This window comes from Acinetobacter sp. SH024 (assembly GCF_000163635.1).
Classification (GTDB): Bacteria; Pseudomonadota; Gammaproteobacteria; order Pseudomonadales; family Moraxellaceae; genus Acinetobacter; species Acinetobacter pittii.
This window is the reverse complement of sequence record NZ_GG753600.1, coordinates 207,740-223,541: the sequence shown is the minus strand read 5'-3', so window position 1 is coordinate 223,541 and position 15,802 is coordinate 207,740. Positions and strand designations below refer to the sequence as shown.

General features: G+C 35.7%; 14 protein-coding genes. 6 read left to right on the top strand and 8 right to left on the bottom strand.

The annotated features are described in order from the left end of the window. Positions 1-13: 13 nt before the first annotated feature. Positions 14-1,603: a phospholipase D family protein gene (locus HMPREF0013_RS06980; protein ID WP_019767813.1), complete on the bottom strand. Its 1,590-nt coding sequence runs from the start codon at positions 1,601-1,603 to the stop codon at positions 14-16. Positions 1,604-1,804: 201 nt separating this feature from the next. On the opposite strand from HMPREF0013_RS06980, the gene HMPREF0013_RS06975 reads away from it, so the two are divergent. The 3 genes from HMPREF0013_RS06975 to HMPREF0013_RS06965 all read left to right on the top strand — a co-directional run bounded on the left by HMPREF0013_RS06975 (position 1,805) and on the right by HMPREF0013_RS06965 (position 4,021). After that, complete coding sequence (locus HMPREF0013_RS06975) at positions 1,805-2,239, top strand: GFA family protein (RefSeq protein ID WP_014206733.1); 435 nt, start codon at positions 1,805-1,807, stop codon at positions 2,237-2,239. Positions 2,240-2,427: 188 nt separating this feature from the next. Then, a complete protein-coding gene (locus HMPREF0013_RS06970) occupies positions 2,428-2,883 on the top strand; it encodes a hypothetical protein (protein WP_002113876.1) in 456 nt (151 codons plus the stop codon). A gap of 832 nt (positions 2,884-3,715) precedes the next feature. Next, entirely contained in the window at positions 3,716-4,021 is a 306-nt protein-coding gene (locus HMPREF0013_RS06965) for a hypothetical protein (protein ID WP_002113703.1), read from the top strand. 65 nt (positions 4,022-4,086) lie between these two features. On the opposite strand, the gene HMPREF0013_RS06960 is transcribed toward HMPREF0013_RS06965, so the two are convergent. Then, entirely contained in the window at positions 4,087-5,244 is a 1,158-nt protein-coding gene (locus tag HMPREF0013_RS06960) for a catalase family protein (protein ID WP_002113758.1), read from the bottom strand. A 183-nt stretch (positions 5,245-5,427) separates the two neighbouring features. On the opposite strand from HMPREF0013_RS06960, the gene HMPREF0013_RS06955 reads away from it, so the two are divergent. Both HMPREF0013_RS06955 and HMPREF0013_RS06950 read left to right on the top strand, forming a co-directional pair. Next, the gene (locus tag HMPREF0013_RS06955) at positions 5,428-7,299 is read left to right on the top strand and encodes a hypothetical protein (protein ID WP_005802207.1); all 1,872 of its coding nucleotides are present in this window, start codon (positions 5,428-5,430) and stop codon (positions 7,297-7,299) included. 228 nt (positions 7,300-7,527) lie between these two features. Further along, positions 7,528-8,637 carry an S-(hydroxymethyl)glutathione dehydrogenase/class III alcohol dehydrogenase gene (locus tag HMPREF0013_RS06950; protein ID WP_002113559.1) on the top strand — a complete coding sequence of 370 codons (1,110 nt, stop codon included), beginning with the start codon at positions 7,528-7,530 and terminating at the stop codon, positions 8,635-8,637. 57 nt (positions 8,638-8,694) lie between these two features. On the opposite strand, the gene HMPREF0013_RS06945 is transcribed toward HMPREF0013_RS06950, so the two are convergent. From HMPREF0013_RS06945 to HMPREF0013_RS06920, 6 genes are all read right to left on the bottom strand, one after another. After that, positions 8,695-9,666: a DUF4882 family protein gene (locus HMPREF0013_RS06945; protein WP_002113831.1), complete on the bottom strand. Its 972-nt coding sequence runs from the start codon at positions 9,664-9,666 to the stop codon at positions 8,695-8,697. Between the two features lie 104 nt (positions 9,667-9,770). After that, a complete protein-coding gene (locus HMPREF0013_RS06940) occupies positions 9,771-10,793 on the bottom strand; it encodes a fimbrial protein (RefSeq protein ID WP_002113594.1) in 1,023 nt (340 codons plus the stop codon). Beyond that, complete coding sequence (locus HMPREF0013_RS06935) at positions 10,790-13,351, bottom strand: fimbria/pilus outer membrane usher protein (RefSeq protein ID WP_002113628.1); 2,562 nt, start codon at positions 13,349-13,351, stop codon at positions 10,790-10,792. The genes HMPREF0013_RS06940 and HMPREF0013_RS06935 overlap by 4 nt, the downstream gene beginning before the upstream one ends. Before the next feature lie 55 nt (positions 13,352-13,406). Next, positions 13,407-14,141 carry a molecular chaperone gene (locus tag HMPREF0013_RS06930; protein ID WP_002113601.1) on the bottom strand — a complete coding sequence of 245 codons (735 nt, stop codon included), beginning with the start codon at positions 14,139-14,141 and terminating at the stop codon, positions 13,407-13,409. Between the two features lie 87 nt (positions 14,142-14,228). Next, on the bottom strand, positions 14,229-14,762 hold the full coding sequence (locus HMPREF0013_RS06925) for a fimbrial protein (protein ID WP_002113678.1): 534 nt from the start codon (positions 14,760-14,762) through the stop codon (positions 14,229-14,231). Positions 14,763-15,239: 477 nt separating this feature from the next. Next, positions 15,240-15,530, bottom strand: a complete 291-nt coding sequence (locus HMPREF0013_RS06920; RefSeq protein ID WP_005802202.1) for a hypothetical protein — start codon at positions 15,528-15,530, stop codon at positions 15,240-15,242. Between the two features lie 122 nt (positions 15,531-15,652). Here HMPREF0013_RS06920 and HMPREF0013_RS06915 point away from each other — a divergent pair. Next, the coding region (locus HMPREF0013_RS06915) for a helix-turn-helix domain-containing protein (protein ID WP_240490963.1) at positions 15,653-15,802 on the top strand (150 nt) is incomplete at its 3' end.

The window sequence follows — 15,802 nt, the reverse complement described above, 5'->3', positions numbered from 1 at the left end:
ACTTGAAATGCTGTTACATCATCCATTCAACTGGTAAATATGAAACAGCTTTAATCATGGTACGTTGGAAAAGGCTCGTATCTGGGTCTTTTTCATATTCAACAATCTTTCCATCCGACTGATAATCTAACCAAACAATTTTGCCTTCACTATTTAACTTAAGCTGGTAAGCAACTTGAGGTAAGTGCTGATCGAGCATGACCGAAATTTGCGCTTGTAATTGACTCGACTCAATAACCAGACCGACCTCAGTATTTAAGTAAGTCGAACGAGGATCAAAGTTAAACGAACCAATAAATACTTTACCGTCTACATCAAAAAACTTGGCATGTAAGCTCGATTTATTTTTACCTTTAGCAGGAATCACACTTCCAGTCACCACTTCATACCAAGTTCTGCGTCTGCGTTCTAAAAAGGGCTTAAACTCAAATAGTTCTACACCACTTTTAAGCATCTCAACTCGATATTGACTATAAAAGGCATGCACAATTGCTACATCATTTGCAGCAAAAGAGTTGGTTAAAACCCTAACTTTAACACCTTGCACCTTGAGTTGTTTTAAATAATAAGTGCCTTGTTGAGTAGGAACAAAATAAGCAGAAGCTAATTCGATATGCTGCTTTGGTTCACCCATAATCTTTAGGACTTGCCCATAAAGCATTTCTTCTTTAGCGGCCAGTCCTAAGATTTTTTTAGGTGAATCAGCAACAAAATATGCTTTTGACCACTGGATTGGATAGTGCTCTAAAAGTTCTTTTAAATAGCTTTGAGCATCGTAAAGCTTATCTTCAGTTTGAGTATGATTTTCACTTTCATGAATTAAATCATGGTAGTGCTGCCTTAGTGTTTGCAAATGGTGGACAGCACATGTTCCTACCAGCTCAGTAGCATTTTGACTTAAATCGCTTTCCCAAAAATCATTAAAGACAGACTGTGCATGTTGTACGGTATGTCCATAAAATAAAATATCTAGATCTGTAAACTGAAATTTACTACTTGCATCAAAATACTCACTACTAATATTTCGACCGCCTGTTACCGCAATCACGCCATCTGCAATAATTAACTTATTATGCATGCGATGATTTACTTTTTTGAACCGAAAAATATAGTCTAAAATTCTTAAATATCTAAACTTATATGGATTAAATAATCGAATTTCAAAATTGGGGTGGTGGAGAAGGCTTCTAAGAACTCCATCCAGCTTTACTCCATTTTGATCATCAATAAGTAAGCGGATTTTTACGCCACGATCTGCCGCCGTTAGTAACTCGTGCAGCATTAAGTTTCCAACAAAATCATTGGTCCAAATATAATATTGTAAATCGATTTTTTCTTTTGCATTTCTAATCAGATACATACGAGAAGCGATACTAATAAAGGCATCATCTAATGCCACAAAAGCAGTCAGTCCTTGTTCTGTTTTTTTTGTAGCTTGCTCATCATTCAACCAATTAAAGCTATTCGTCACTATATCATTCTCATCAGGGTCGTATGTACCGTTATACGAAGGTGTATGTGTAAAGCCCCAAGCATTTAATGCCATACTACTATACTGCTGATAGATTTGATTAATCATGTAAGCTTTTAAAGTCGCATCCAAGATAAACACATCTCAGCATTTTTATATTCAATTTATATGTCAAAATTCATATTAAACGTTATAAATACATTCTGCCAAGCCTCAACGCTAGCAATTCCTTATATTTATTGGCACTTCTTAGAAAACATATCCATTAAAAAATATAAAGTAAAATTTAACCCTTTTATGCCTAATGCTATATTCAATATTATTTTTTTAAGGATGCTTGAGATGAGTCACGTGGGTTCTTGTCTATGTAATCAAGTCAAATTTTCAGTTACTAATGAAATAAACACGGTCTATCATTGCCATTGTAGTCTCTGCCGTAAACAAACGGGAACGGGGGCAAATGCAGCAACATTAGTAAATAAGGATAAATTTGAATGGTTATCAGGTTTAGAACTTGTCCGCACCTATAAAAAAGAAACTGGCTTCACATCTTCATTTTGCAGTCAATGTGGATCACCAGTACCTAACTTAGTAGGCACTACTGATTTTATGTGGATTCCATTAGGTTTATTAGACAAAGATATTGTTGTGCTAAAAAAGCTTAATTTTTGTATCGTTTCAAAGTCAAATTGGGTAAATACAGTAGATGCAGATGAATCTTACGATGAACTTCCAACTCTGAATGAACTAAACATATTGTTTGACTAAAGAATTTTTTAAAAACGAGACTTAGTTGGCATTAAATTTAATTTTTTCGGATGGTTATGCTTGCAGCTTTCACAAAAACACACTAATTACAATTGGCAGTACAACAATTACATTAGAAAACATGATATCTATCATACTTCCTTAAAGAGCTGAGTGAGTAGCTTAATAATAAAAGGGAGAAAATAGAGATGCCACAATATTTAATCATCGCTGAGAATGTATATAAAAAGATTGAGGACAAAAATTTATTTTCAGAAAGCTCGGCAGAAAACTTAAATCAATTAGTTGGTGTAATTCGTAATGAAATTAAAGGTACCAAATTTAAACTTAAATACAATTTTATAGATTTTGAGGAATGCCTAACCAAGCCCTTAGAGGAGTGTGCCATTAAGTTAGACATGAGCCTTATGCCTAAATATAAAAATAAAGACGAATATATACTTTGGCTTGCGGGTTTTATTGAAAGAATTACGACAGGAGGTGAGGCAAAGCTTCCTCCGATCTCAAAATTTATTCCTCCAGACTTTAAGTTTAATTATGAGGAACCACCCAAAGTATCATCTTCTACACAAGATGATGGAGAGATGATCATTAATTATTTCAAATCTGATGCCTTTAATAAAATTATAAGCCAAGAAAAATAAGTACATAAAAAATATAGAAGTGATCGTCCACTACACTTCTATATCTCGCTGTAAATTCAGCAACCGCCTACTGGGGCGGTTTTTTAATTTTACCCACCTTATTCATAAAAAATATATTGTTATAACTTTTCACAAAAGTTTGCATAACGCACAGAATCTGTCTCATTGGCCTAAAAACAGATACAACCTTCAATGTTAATTTTAAATTTACTTAACTATCGTTTGGAGATAAGTATGTTCAAAGCTATGTTTTTCTTTGGTGCTGGGGCTGTTTTCGGTTACTGCTGTAAACACAAGGAGGATAAAGCTAAAGAGGAGAACTCATCAAAATAAGCGAACTACATTCATAAAGAACTTACTAATGAGTTGGTTTTTTATAAGGAGGTGTCTATGCTCCACAACCTTAGACAAGTTTTCTGTATTCATGTCTGGGAATATGACTTTGATATTACTCATGACGAAGTTAAAGAATGCAGAAAATGTGGGAAAATTCATAAAATCAAGAGTTTCCCAAAATTGACTTAAGATGTAAATTTTTACTTTTAGTCTTAAGTGAATATTAAAAATTAAATAGGCTCAACATTTTAAATATTGAGCCTATTTAATATAAAACTTAATTAATTATCCTTAACTGAGATTAAAGAATACCCACCAATTTAATCAGAATAAAATCCCAAATAAATCACATTTTAAATCAATAAAACAGTTATATTGCACATAAATTATCAATTAAAATTAAAAATACAGAAACAATTTAATAAAAATTAAAAACTTATTTTTATAGCTTTCAACTTATACTTATATTTTACAAATAATTAATAAGGAGATAGAAATGCCAAAATATTTACTATTAGCAGAAAAAATTAATAAAAATATTAAAAGTTCTTATTCAAACAATCATTTTAGAAATTTAAACAATCTTATTGTAGAAATAAAAAAAGCTATTGCAGGCACTGAACTAAAGTTTTTATATAACTTTGTGAACTTCGAAGGTGTTGTTATTAGTGTAAAAAATGAACTTCCTATTAAGCTAGATATGAGTTTGATTCCAAAGCATAAAAGCGAAGATGATTTTATTTTATGGTTGGCAGATTTCATTGACCGAATTACTATCGATACAAGCAAAAATCTCCCTTAAAAAGAAGCAATTGCAAACACTCATCTGTAAAAAAATTTTATACCAAACCACAATGGATAAAGTATTTAAGGTTCTTGTCTAGGAGCTGAATTCATATCATGTCGAACTCTGCTGATGTTTTCATAAATGACTTTACGCATTCGGTTTACTGCACCTAATGGTTTATGCTCAGGTAGGGCATGCCACGGTGTAAAAGACAGATTCTCACAAAACTTATTTTGTTCTGGTGTATCAAAGTTCTGCTTGGGAATATGAATAGTTGCTACTTGATAAAAAGGAGCTGCTTTTTCATCCCATTCTGTCATTGAGTCTTCTACCAACATTTGATTTGAAGTTCGTGGTTGAATAAGAAATTCCATACAAGCATCTGTACTTTGCAAAGTATTCTTTAAAGCTTCTCTTAAGAAATCATGACTAGGATTTTTAGGTAGATTATTTGGCTGCATTGAACAAGAACGGACTGAATATTTAACCGCTTTTCGGTCATTACCTAGCCCTAATTGATAGGGAACCATAGACCAGTAACGCGTATAGAGTGGGTTTGTGATTTGTGAGTTACGTGCTCCGAGTGCATTCACAGTTCCTTTAACACCTAATGCAAATGGAATATAAAGTTTTCTGATCATATTATGGCTATTCACATCATTCATAAAAGAAAGATATCGTTTAGCATCATTCGCAAAAAAGACCGGATGATTAATCATAATAAAATCTTGCGTGGTTGCTTGTTTTTCACTTTCTAAAATTTTCTGTCCAGACACACCTAAAATTTTTATTGCTATGCCACGTGCATCTTTTTTAATGTCCGCATTAGAGGCATCATTTGAAGCATTAGAAAATCGAATCCATGCTTGATAACTTCGATCTGGAATAAACATTCCTTTAGCAAACTGGTTAAGTATATTTTTTGAGACATGAAAATCGGCACGAACACAACCATGCGCCTTAGGATGTGCATCACGTAAAGCATTTCCAGCCGTATACTGTTCCCGAATTGACTTTTCAATGACTTGAGCTATGTTTTGAGCGAGCAACTCTTCGTTAGGCTGTAACTTTTCTCCTAATACTGTGTCGATCTCTGGATAAGCGTTACTTTCCGAAGAGATCTTTGTGGTCGACGTTGTGTTGGAATATAAAGTTTCAGTACAACCTAATAATGCAAATACAAGAGGAGTAAATAAAAACAAACTCTTAAAATTTATAGGCTGTATAAAAGTTTCCATTTATTAACTCCTCAGTGTAAAAATATTTTAGAAGAATAATAAGATTTCAGGTTTAATTTTATTTTGAACTTGATGATAAATATAAACTGTAAATAATTTAAACGTCATTGTTACTTATCTGAACAATAAAATAGGAATTATTATTTAATATAAAACTTCTTAATACATTAAGAGAATGTAGACATGATAACTAACTCACAAAATGTACAAAATAATACTAATACATCACCTCGCCCAATCACTCAGAATACACTTATTGATCGGTTTAGCCCTATTTATTGGAGAATAGACGGCCCGCAAACGATGTCTTTCGCCATTACGAACTATGGAAATGGTTTTGAAGCATCTTTTAGATCACGTATGACAAATGATTTGGTAGGAATTACTTGGGATTCTTATGACACTAAAGATCATAAATTTTTAGCGTATCAAACCAAATATAGCTATGCAGGGGTGGTTTGGGACTTCGATATTGAACTATCTGCCACGATGCCAGTGCTGAACAATCCAAGTTTAACGCCCACTTTAACGGTGTACTATAATGAAAATGGCGTAAATAAAATTGCATATATTGTTCTATTTAATTACGCAAATAATCCTTCATCGCGAACGGCGCATATTCGTATTAATTGGGATACAGTAAAAGCAGGCTTCTCTGCTACAGATAGCTTTCCGGTAACCAATATTCAGCGAATCTCATTTTCGGGCTTTACCAGTGACTATAATGGTCAAACCGCTATACCTCTAAGTCAACCAAAAGATGGCTACATTCGCCTCACTAACTCCGTTGTAACTGGAACAAATGCAAAGTTAAATTTGAGCCGTGTAGTTGTGCCACAGCACAATTATGGTATCTGCACCAGCTATGACGACCATTATGACTTAAACCCGCAGCGCCTAGTCAACAATATGGTCGCTTTGGGATACCAGGGTTTTGTTAACCACTATTGTGGAATGTCGCATTATCCAGAAATGACATGGAAAAGCGATATTAATAAATGGCAAATACCTGATACGTTGGTGACAGGCGAGGCGGTCGTTAACTCATGCACTCGTAAATGGCATGAGAAATATGCCCAGGCTTTACATAACGCCAGTTTACAACCCATTTTTGGGGTCAGTTTTGAAATGTATTCCTTGGGGGCCAATGAATATTGGGCACAGCGTGACTGGAACAGTAATTTAGGTAAAACAGGCTACCAACCACCGAGCTATTTTTTTAGTTTAAGTCATCAGAATGCTTTGGCATATCTACATAAAGTCTTTATTGAGTTTGCTGATGCAATGGTAGTGGGTGGATGCGATGTAAATATGCAGATCGGTGAACCTTGGTGGTGGTATAACACTGACACCAATCTACCTTGTGTGTATGACTACCCAACAAAATTGGCTTTTAATGCAGATACAGGTTTATATGCACCAGATTTGGGTACTATTTATGAGGCAATGAATAAAACAGGAACGCCTTATGATGAGTTTAAAACATGGCTTAGAAATAAATTAGGTCAAACCTGTCAAAATATTCGTACCGTGATCAAAGCAAAATATTCCAGTGCCAAAGTTAGTCCTCTTATTTTCTTTCCTTCCATTCAGTCCCCAATTCAGACATTAGCTACTTATATTAACTATCCAAGCCAACATTATTCATATCCTAATTTTGATTACATGATGACAGAAGCTTATGACTGGTTGCTAGAAGCTCGCTTAGACTTGGCACATCAGGCAGTTTCCCAAATACCTATACAGGGGTTAGGCTATCCTGCCAATAAAGTCATTTATTTATCTGGTTTTGTTCCCGATGCCTCTATTGCTTATATCTATGGTTTTGATAAAACCAAGCCATATCGAACACCCATTTGGCAACGAATTTTTGGTGATATGAAAAACAATGTTTCTTTAGGGTTAATGAAGCAATTTATCTGGGCATATCCACAAGTTATGTTTGATTCAATTACGATTGATACCACTCAAGCTCCAAATGGCTTCTTTGTTGAAAATACGCTTTATTCTCCAATTAGTGATAACACACCATATCCACCAGATATTTACCTCTAAGTAAAAATAAGCTGCTTATAAGATAATGATTTGATAAGAAACCTCTTCAAGTAAGAGGTTTTCTACTTTTTTGAATGTAGGCTTGCTTAGATGTATTTGACTGGCTATGCTGTGATAGATTGTCATGAAAGCCAATTTTAATTTAAGCAAAATTAAGCTCTTGTATTATCAATATATAATCTATTTTGCTCGACTATAAATACCGAATGATTTAAAGGAAACCCAAAGATGAAATCTCGTGCAGCTGTCGCCTTTGCCCCAGGAAAACCTTTAGAAATTGTTGAAGTTGATGTTGCACCACCTCAAGCGGGTGAAGTTTTAATAAAAATTACCCATACAGGGGTATGTCATACCGATGCTTTTACATTATCTGGCGATGACCCAGAGGGTGTTTTTCCTGCCATCTTAGGTCATGAAGGCGCAGGTGTTGTGGTTGAAGTGGGTGAGGGCGTAACAAGCGTTAAACCTGGTGACCATGTGATTCCACTTTATACGGCTGAATGTAAAGAGTGTTTATTCTGTAAATCTGGAAAAACCAACTTATGTGTTGCGGTACGTGCTACTCAAGGTAAAGGTGTAATGCCGGATGGAACCACACGTTTTTCATATAACGGCGAACCGATTTACCATTACATGGGTTGTTCAACCTTTAGTGAATATACGGTAGTTGCAGAAGTCTCTTTGGCTAAAATCAATCCTGAAGCGAATCACGAACAAGTTTGTTTACTTGGATGTGGTGTGACAACTGGTATTGGCGCCGTGCATAACACAGCAAAAGTACAAGAAGGTGATTCTGTTGCCGTATTTGGTTTAGGCGGTATTGGTTTAGCTGTTGTACAAGGTGCACGCCAAGCGAAAGCAGGACGCATTATTGTCGTAGATACAAACCCAGATAAATTTGAACTTGCTAAACAGTTTGGTGCTACCGATTTCTTAAATCCAAAAGATTATGACCAACCTATTCAGCAAGTGATTGTAGAAATGACAGGTTGGGGCGTAGATCATTCATTTGAATGTATTGGTAACGTCAAGGTTATGCGTTCGGCTCTAGAGTGTGCACATCGTGGTTGGGGACAATCCGTTATTATTGGTGTTGCTGGTGCAGGTCAAGAAATTTCGACTCGTCCATTCCAGCTAGTGACAGGCCGTAAATGGTTAGGTACTGCTTTTGGTGGGGTAAAAGGCCGCTCACAACTTCCTAAAATGGTCGAAGATGCTATGAAAGGTGAGATTCAACTTGAACCTTTTGTAACGCATACAATGCCTCTACAAGACATTAATACCGCTTTTGATTTAATGCACGAAGGTAAATCAATTCGTACTGTCATTCATTTCTAAATAAAAGAAAAAAAGGGCTGTGATTCAGCCCTTTTTTACCACTTATAGTTTTATATCTTAAATAGCATTACCACACATGTCTGTTGTGCCCTGAGGATAGTTAAACTGTAATGCATTACGGTCAGTAATGAGTTCACTAGACAACTCTTGCCCAAATAACTGATTAGAATATATTGATAAACCACTTACTACATTAAAACTTATATTTTCAAGTGGAGCAGGTAAAGTAGATTTATAACCTTGATCAACACCATTTACAATAAAACCGACCTGCCCATTATTCTGGTTAATATATATTCCTAATCGTTGATATTCCTGTGTATTATTTGTCATGTTCTGGCTTTTGTAGTAGGAATGATCAGGCCCACTATTATCGCTAAGACGATAATTTACAGAATAAATTAACATAGGAGGGTTTTCACCAAAATCTGGATCATAACTTCCCATATCAAACCCATAGCTTGATCTAACTGTATAACCATTATTTGTCACGCCCGTAAAATAAATACTAGACATATACGTATTGTTTTCAAATCCTGAATTAACAAGTTTTATTGTTGGTATTTTAAGTTCTATTTCTAATGCGATAATACCAGTATGAGGAAGTGTGAAATCTCCAATGTCATTAGACGAATTAAGACTAGCTTTACTTCTAGCTACATAATCTATGTAGCCATACTCACTTTCTGGCCTAGGTTCTACTTTAAGACTAAATTTTTGGCCTGCTATCGATGGGAATATCTTCAGAGGAACATATCCAGGATTTTCATTACTCCATAGATCGAAATCTGCTTGAGTCGCGTCAAAATTGTATTTGCAGACTGGAGCAGAAGAGTTAAGGGAGGTAGTTTGAGCTAAGAGGGTTTGAGACGCTAATTTTTCATTCTTTGTAGTCGATGAAATGCTTTTAGATGATACTTTTTGGCTAGCCTGATTAGGCGTTACTGTATTGGTATTATCAGAAGATACCTCATACATTGCCCAACATAATGTAATTGCACTAACAGCAACTATACCTATTTTTTTCATAAATATTCCTATTAAGTTAAGTATTAAATTCTTTGAAAGTAGTGATAAAGTAAAATTTATTATTAATATTTAAAATTATTGGGTTTAAAAACTATTGAATATGATTAATCATATTCAATAGTTACAGTAGCCATTGCACGGACCTTACCAGCAGTCACATTTGTTGCTGTTTGATAGTAGCGGGCAGTCATCGGTACGTTATATTGAATTGTCTGGTTAGAAGACAATGTACCTAGGGCTAATTTGTCACCTTTTTTGATGACTTGATTCTTATTTTGATAGTTCCAGAGTAACTGTACACCTACGCCGTTTGCTTTTTCAGATGTCGGAGCAGTATTTGCGAGTACCTGAGTGTTTGTTCCGTCTTGGGTAAAGTCATAAGTTAAACTAATGAGGTTTTTCTCTTCGTAGCCAGTAGGGTTGATACCACCATTACATAAGATGTTCATATCAAAGGTTTGTTCGCCTTGAGTAGAACCAACGCCTTTGAACCCAGCTTTTGTAACGGTTGGAAGCTGTACAACTTTATTAATATTACCCTGGATTTCACATGAAGAAGAAGCAATGGTAATCGCATTACCATTAACAGTACTGGTTAAAAAAGGGCGGTTCATATAACCACTTACATAGTATCGACTATATAAGCCAGGAACTAACGTGCCCGAACCAGTCTGTTCAGCTGTTTTCACAATTTCGACAACAAAATATCCCGAAGCAAGAAAATAACTCGTACCTGGTGTCACACTACGACTATATGGATAATACCCTGAAAAGTTAGTTGCATTTTCAGCTTCACGATATAAGCGAATACCAATCCCAGGAATATTTGTAGAATAAATACTGTTACCGAGTGAGCTTAAAGGGTAACTTTGAGTTAATACCGCTGTAATACTATCACTATATGACGTGCATTTGGCTGTTGAAGCCTGTCCAGTTGAGTTGATTGGAAAAGTTGCTTTTCTTAGAACCTTTCCAACAGGATCACTTGGTCGAACAACAACTCGTCCAACAGCCATTGATATATCAACTGTGCTGAATCCAGAACTGAGTGTACAGTAAGCATTGGCTTCACCATATACACCAAGACCAGCCGTAAATAAAAAACCTGTTAATAATATTCTTTTCATTTGCAGACAGCCTCAGTCATTACCATGCTTTGTTGCTTGTTTTGCAACTGATTACTGATGTTGTACTCAACCGAACAACGCTCATTGCTTTCGTCGCCCCATTTCACATAGAGACTATCTTGAGCAAGTGGGGTACGTAAGTAAATCATACTACCTTGTGCAACAATACCTACAGCTTCATCTTTTTGGTTAAAGACTTGAGCTCCAAATGGTAAACTGTTGCCATCAGCAGTTTTACTATTAATGTAGACTGCATAACCTGTCTTGGTCGTAAAATCTACTTTCGCAATTGCACCAGCAAAAGGTGCGATACGTTGACTTGTTTCTTCAAGCTCTACTTGGCTCGACATCTCTTGTGGGTCAAGCGTAATATCGTTTAGGCGATAAGGTGTAACATACGGGATAACCGCATAACCAGCCTTATTTACGCTTAAACCAACGGTATTATTAACTTTTGCCCCAGCTGCATCAGGTGCATGTACAAGTACCATTGTTTGACCTTGCTCAGGTCCAAATAAAATACCATCTGAATGTGCAACTACACTACCACTTAAGCTAACCATTGCTTGTTGGTAAGAATCAGCAATACTATAAGAGCCGCCAACAGTTGCATAGTTCGTACGATAACGTCCATTAGCGTTAAATGTTGGATTTGCATAGTCTTGATGTGAAACAGAGGCACCATAACTAAAGCGATCACCAACCATCCCACTTGCGCCAACAGTACGGCTGTCTTCAGAAGCAGTAACGTTGACGTTGACTGAATTCTTTTTAAAGTTAATTGGGAATGAAAGCGTCATTAAATATTCAGTATCATGCGTCGCATCATTTGAACCGTACTCAACCTTACGGTTAATCGCAGATAAACCATAAGTTAAACCATGGTAGTTATTGCTATAACCAATTTGGTACTGTTTAGTACTTTCGCTACGGTTCCAATAGTCAACCCACGAACCCACTACATAGAAGTTACCCCAACCTTCAGGAAGTCCTTGGTTTAAAGTAATTTGGAATTCACTACGCTGGTGGCCCGCAGCCGCATAAGTGTTTACGCCTTTTTCTTCTAAATCGCGAATAAGTAGAGCATCACGTAATTTATAAAAGTTTTCTGTCGAGTAACGATATGCAGCAAGGGTTAAGTTTGTGTTAGTCGGAGAAATTAACTTACTATAACTTAAACGGAAACTTTGCCCAGATTGTGATGACTGTTTTTCAAAATCAGCTTCAGAGTGGGTCACATCTAATGCAACAGCACCAATTGGTGTAGCAAAAGCAGCACCTAACAATACAGCAGCATAATTTTCTGTAGCTTGTATGCCTGTATAACCTGTTAGGTAGTTGTTAATACCTTGTTGGTATTTACCCTGAACTACCCAAGGATTAAGGTCAATATCTTGATCTCGGAACTGACCTACAGTTAAAGAATAACGGTTTACACCTGGACGCAACATTTGTACAACTGAAGCATATGGAACCGAAAATTTTTGTACTTGACCATTTGCTTCAATAATAGAAACTTCAATTTCACCACCAAAACCAGTAGGGTAAAGGTCATTAATCTCAAAGTTACCTGGTGCAACCGTTGTTTGATAGATAAGTTGGCCTTGTTGACGAACTTCAACTTTTGCATTGGTTTTTGCGTTACCACGAATACGAGGCGCATAACCCAACATACTATTTGGTAGCATTCGGTCATCACTTGAGAAATCGATACCACGATAACCAATAGAGTCAAATACTTCGCCGTTTGTAAAACTATCACCTAGCGTTAAAACACCACGGTATTTAGGGAAGGCTCTTTGTAAGTATGTACTTGTTTCTTGATAATCTGATTTAGATTGATTTTCAGCAGGGGTATCTTGCCACTGCCACTGGCCATTATGACGTAATTGCCAACCAGCAATATTTAAACCAGCTGTAACGCCCATAAATGCGTTTGTTGTTTCACTTTGATCATTCGACTGATTAAATGTTTTATAAGCACTACCACTATAAGACAGAAAACCAGCATTGATACCACGATCCCATACGCTTGGGTCGACATAACCTTGCGCATTTTTTTGCAAAGCAACTTGCGGAATAGAAATATCTACACGTAAACGGGAGGTATCAAACTCATAGAATGCATTTTCAACCCACTCTTCAATTTTATAACAACTATTATTTTCTTTTTGAAGGGTAGTGTGTTTAGACAAAACGTCTTGTTTAACGCCGTACTCAAGAAGGTTCATCCCTGTAAAACAGGTTACTGCATTTTTATTAGGGTCTAATGCTTTAAAGACCATACGACGTTTACCAAACCATTGACCATTTACATATACGTCAACGTTATATTCGCCTGGTAAAACAGGGTTTCCATATTTAAAACGAGAAATATCAACTTTTTGAGCATCCCCAATTAAAAAAGCAGAATCAAATTCAGCCTCTACTGGAGCACTCGTAGTTGTTTCTTCAGCATGCACGAATACAGGCATTGTCATTGTGACAACACCAGAAGCCAAGTAGTAACAAATATGGCGTTTTAATAATTTATAAGATTCTTGCCTTTTTTTTGGCATAGCTAAGTCCGCCTACACATATAGGTGCTTAAATTTATTAAAAAGATAAATCTGATTACTGAAGTTTTATCGGGTGCTCAACGCGACCACCGTAGTCATTGACGTTAATAAAACTCATATCTTGAAGGTTGCCATTCTTAAGCTGAACTGACGCTTCAGAAAAAGGCTTAATCATTAGCCCCTGAGGTAATAAATCTACTTTTTTATCACCTGCCTTTTGGTAAACAGAAGTCATTGTGATATGAAAAGGGGTAGGATTCTTTACCGTTAAGCTTTGACCAGATTTAATCCATTGAAGCTTATCTGATGCTAAATTCGCATCTTCTTTAATCGATGAAGGACGATAGAAGAATTTAATACGTGAACGAATTGCAAGTTGTAAGAAATTATCAGGCGTCGTATCTTCACTTTTTGAAGTAGGTCTTGGTGGAATATCTAAAATATTCAACCACAGAACTGTTTCTTGCTTCTGATTTAACTGAGAAGCATTTGGTAAAGCTGTAATACGAAGAGTCTGACTTTTCGTTGCTTCAACACGAGAAATAGGAGGAGCAATCATAAAAGGAACTTTTGATTGGTCCGGTGTACTTTTTGGGTCACCTTCGTCAATCCAAGCTTGGACAAGTGCTGGCTTTGAACCGTTATTGCTAACTTGTAGCGTAACTTCTCTAGCATCTGACGGGTAAATTACACGAGTGCCATGAATTACAATTTCTGCTTGAGTAGCAGGTGCAATAACTGCTGAAGCAAATGCTAAACCTAACAAAAAATTATAACTGTTCAATTTCATTTTCGAGTTCTCAACCAAGAAAGATTCAGGAAAGCGTTACACAAAACAGGGTTTCCATGTGGACATAGAAACCCCGCTATCAATTAATTATTGATAGATAATTGTGTATTGAACAGAAGTAGTTACTTTACCAGCAGTAGAAGCGCCAGTTGCATAGTATTCAGCGTAGTAGTTAAGGTCAGCACCTGCGCCATCAGCTACGTCAACCCATTGAGAGTTAGCTTGAGCACCGTTTGCACCCGCAGCAAGTACTGGGATGAAGTTGTTATTGCTACCTAAAAGTTGAACGTTAACGTTTTTAGCACCAGTAGCGTCTTGGTTAAGTAAACGACCAGTATTAAAGTCAACAGTTGCACCTGGTTCGAAGTAAGTAGCTACTTTACCTTGTGAACAGTTAGCTAAGTTGATTTGGAAAGGAGTACGACCAGCAACATCCCCAGCAACAGCTAAAGTTTGTTTAGAAACAGTTGGAAGAGTAACTGTGAAGTCTTTACCAGCAGGGGTAACGATGTCACAAGTTTTGTCTGTAACTAAACCATTAATTGTAATTGTACCATCAGCAGCTTGAGCATTAGCAATCCCTACAACCGAAAGAGCAGCGATCAAAGCAAGTTTTTTCATAGTGTTTTCTCAAAAGTCTGGATAAAAGTTTATTTCCTTACTTTTCCAGTGTTTGACATCTTGAAAAGTAATGCGGTAATCTTAACACTTCTTAAACAAAATGCAAACTAGATCACATTATTTTTTCATAATTTTAATTAAATCACATTTCGTATTTGAAGTTCAGGCCGACCATCAATGGCCTATATCATTGTTTATGAAAGTTTTTTTATTTTATAAAAGAAAAGCTATGAAGAGAAGCAAGTTACATAAGAACACGATGTAAATAAAAAAGAATTAAACAAATTATGTGAAAAATAAGCTTAAATTCATAGAATACAATTATATAGAATAAATTATGCATATGTATACAGAAAAAATATACAAATAGTCATTTTTTATAAAAAAAGAGTGACTCATCAATCAATTCATCAAAACATGCGACGAATTCGACAAATCACTCTTTCATCAAACTTACTGCAGAAATAAGTTTGGATATTAATGGTAATTAATAAGCACGACTTTGTGGTTAGAACTTATGCTCTCAATGCTTGTGTCCATTTTCTCAGTATGTTGAGCTAATTTAAAAAGACTATCTTTATTTAAATATTCACTATCAAGTTTAATATTTAAATTATTTACCTCAACACATTCTATCTCGCTATGTTCTCTTGAACATGTATCTTCAACAATATTTCCTCTTATCATTATTGTGTTACTTGCATAACAAAATAGTGTGTAAGAGGAAAGCACCATCAAAACAAGAAGTTTAAATATATTATTTTTCATTTTATATACCTGGCAGAGTAAAACTTGAAGTGCGACATAAACCACCTAATTAATTTAAAGGGTTTATGGAGTATATAAAATTGTCATACCATCATCTTAACTTTGAAGATCGTACTGCATTAATGCTTGAGTCAAGAAAAGAAGGCTTTTCAGCCAGAAAATTTGCTGAACTTATTAAAAGACATCCTAGTACGATCTATCGTGAGCTTAAAAGAAATAGCATCAATGACGTTTATCAAGCTCGATATGCTTCTGATAACACTTTTGCTAGA

What these genes read in the sequence shown, in the direction of transcription:
- HMPREF0013_RS06975 (WP_014206733.1), top strand. Translation starts at nt 1,805, where the DNA reads ATGCTTGAGATGAGTCACGTGGGTTCTTGTCTATGTAATCAAGTCAAA.
- HMPREF0013_RS06970 (WP_002113876.1), top strand. Translation starts at nt 2,428, where the DNA reads ATGCCACAATATTTAATCATCGCTGAGAATGTATATAAAAAGATTGAG.
- HMPREF0013_RS06965 (WP_002113703.1), top strand. Translation starts at nt 3,716, where the DNA reads ATGCCAAAATATTTACTATTAGCAGAAAAAATTAATAAAAATATTAAA.
- HMPREF0013_RS06960 (WP_002113758.1), bottom strand. Translation starts at nt 5,244, where the DNA reads ATGGAAACTTTTATACAGCCTATAAATTTTAAGAGTTTGTTTTTATTT.
- HMPREF0013_RS06955 (WP_005802207.1), top strand. Translation starts at nt 5,428, where the DNA reads ATGATAACTAACTCACAAAATGTACAAAATAATACTAATACATCACCT.
- HMPREF0013_RS06950 (WP_002113559.1), top strand. Translation starts at nt 7,528, where the DNA reads ATGAAATCTCGTGCAGCTGTCGCCTTTGCCCCAGGAAAACCTTTAGAA.
- HMPREF0013_RS06945 (WP_002113831.1), bottom strand. Translation starts at nt 9,666, where the DNA reads ATGAAAAAAATAGGTATAGTTGCTGTTAGTGCAATTACATTATGTTGG.
- HMPREF0013_RS06940 (WP_002113594.1), bottom strand. Translation starts at nt 10,793, where the DNA reads ATGAAAAGAATATTATTAACAGGTTTTTTATTTACGGCTGGTCTTGGT.
- HMPREF0013_RS06935 (WP_002113628.1), bottom strand. Translation starts at nt 13,351, where the DNA reads ATGCCAAAAAAAAGGCAAGAATCTTATAAATTATTAAAACGCCATATT.
- HMPREF0013_RS06930 (WP_002113601.1), bottom strand. Translation starts at nt 14,141, where the DNA reads ATGAAATTGAACAGTTATAATTTTTTGTTAGGTTTAGCATTTGCTTCA.
- HMPREF0013_RS06925 (WP_002113678.1), bottom strand. Translation starts at nt 14,762, where the DNA reads ATGAAAAAACTTGCTTTGATCGCTGCTCTTTCGGTTGTAGGGATTGCT.
- HMPREF0013_RS06920 (WP_005802202.1), bottom strand. Translation starts at nt 15,530, where the DNA reads ATGAAAAATAATATATTTAAACTTCTTGTTTTGATGGTGCTTTCCTCT.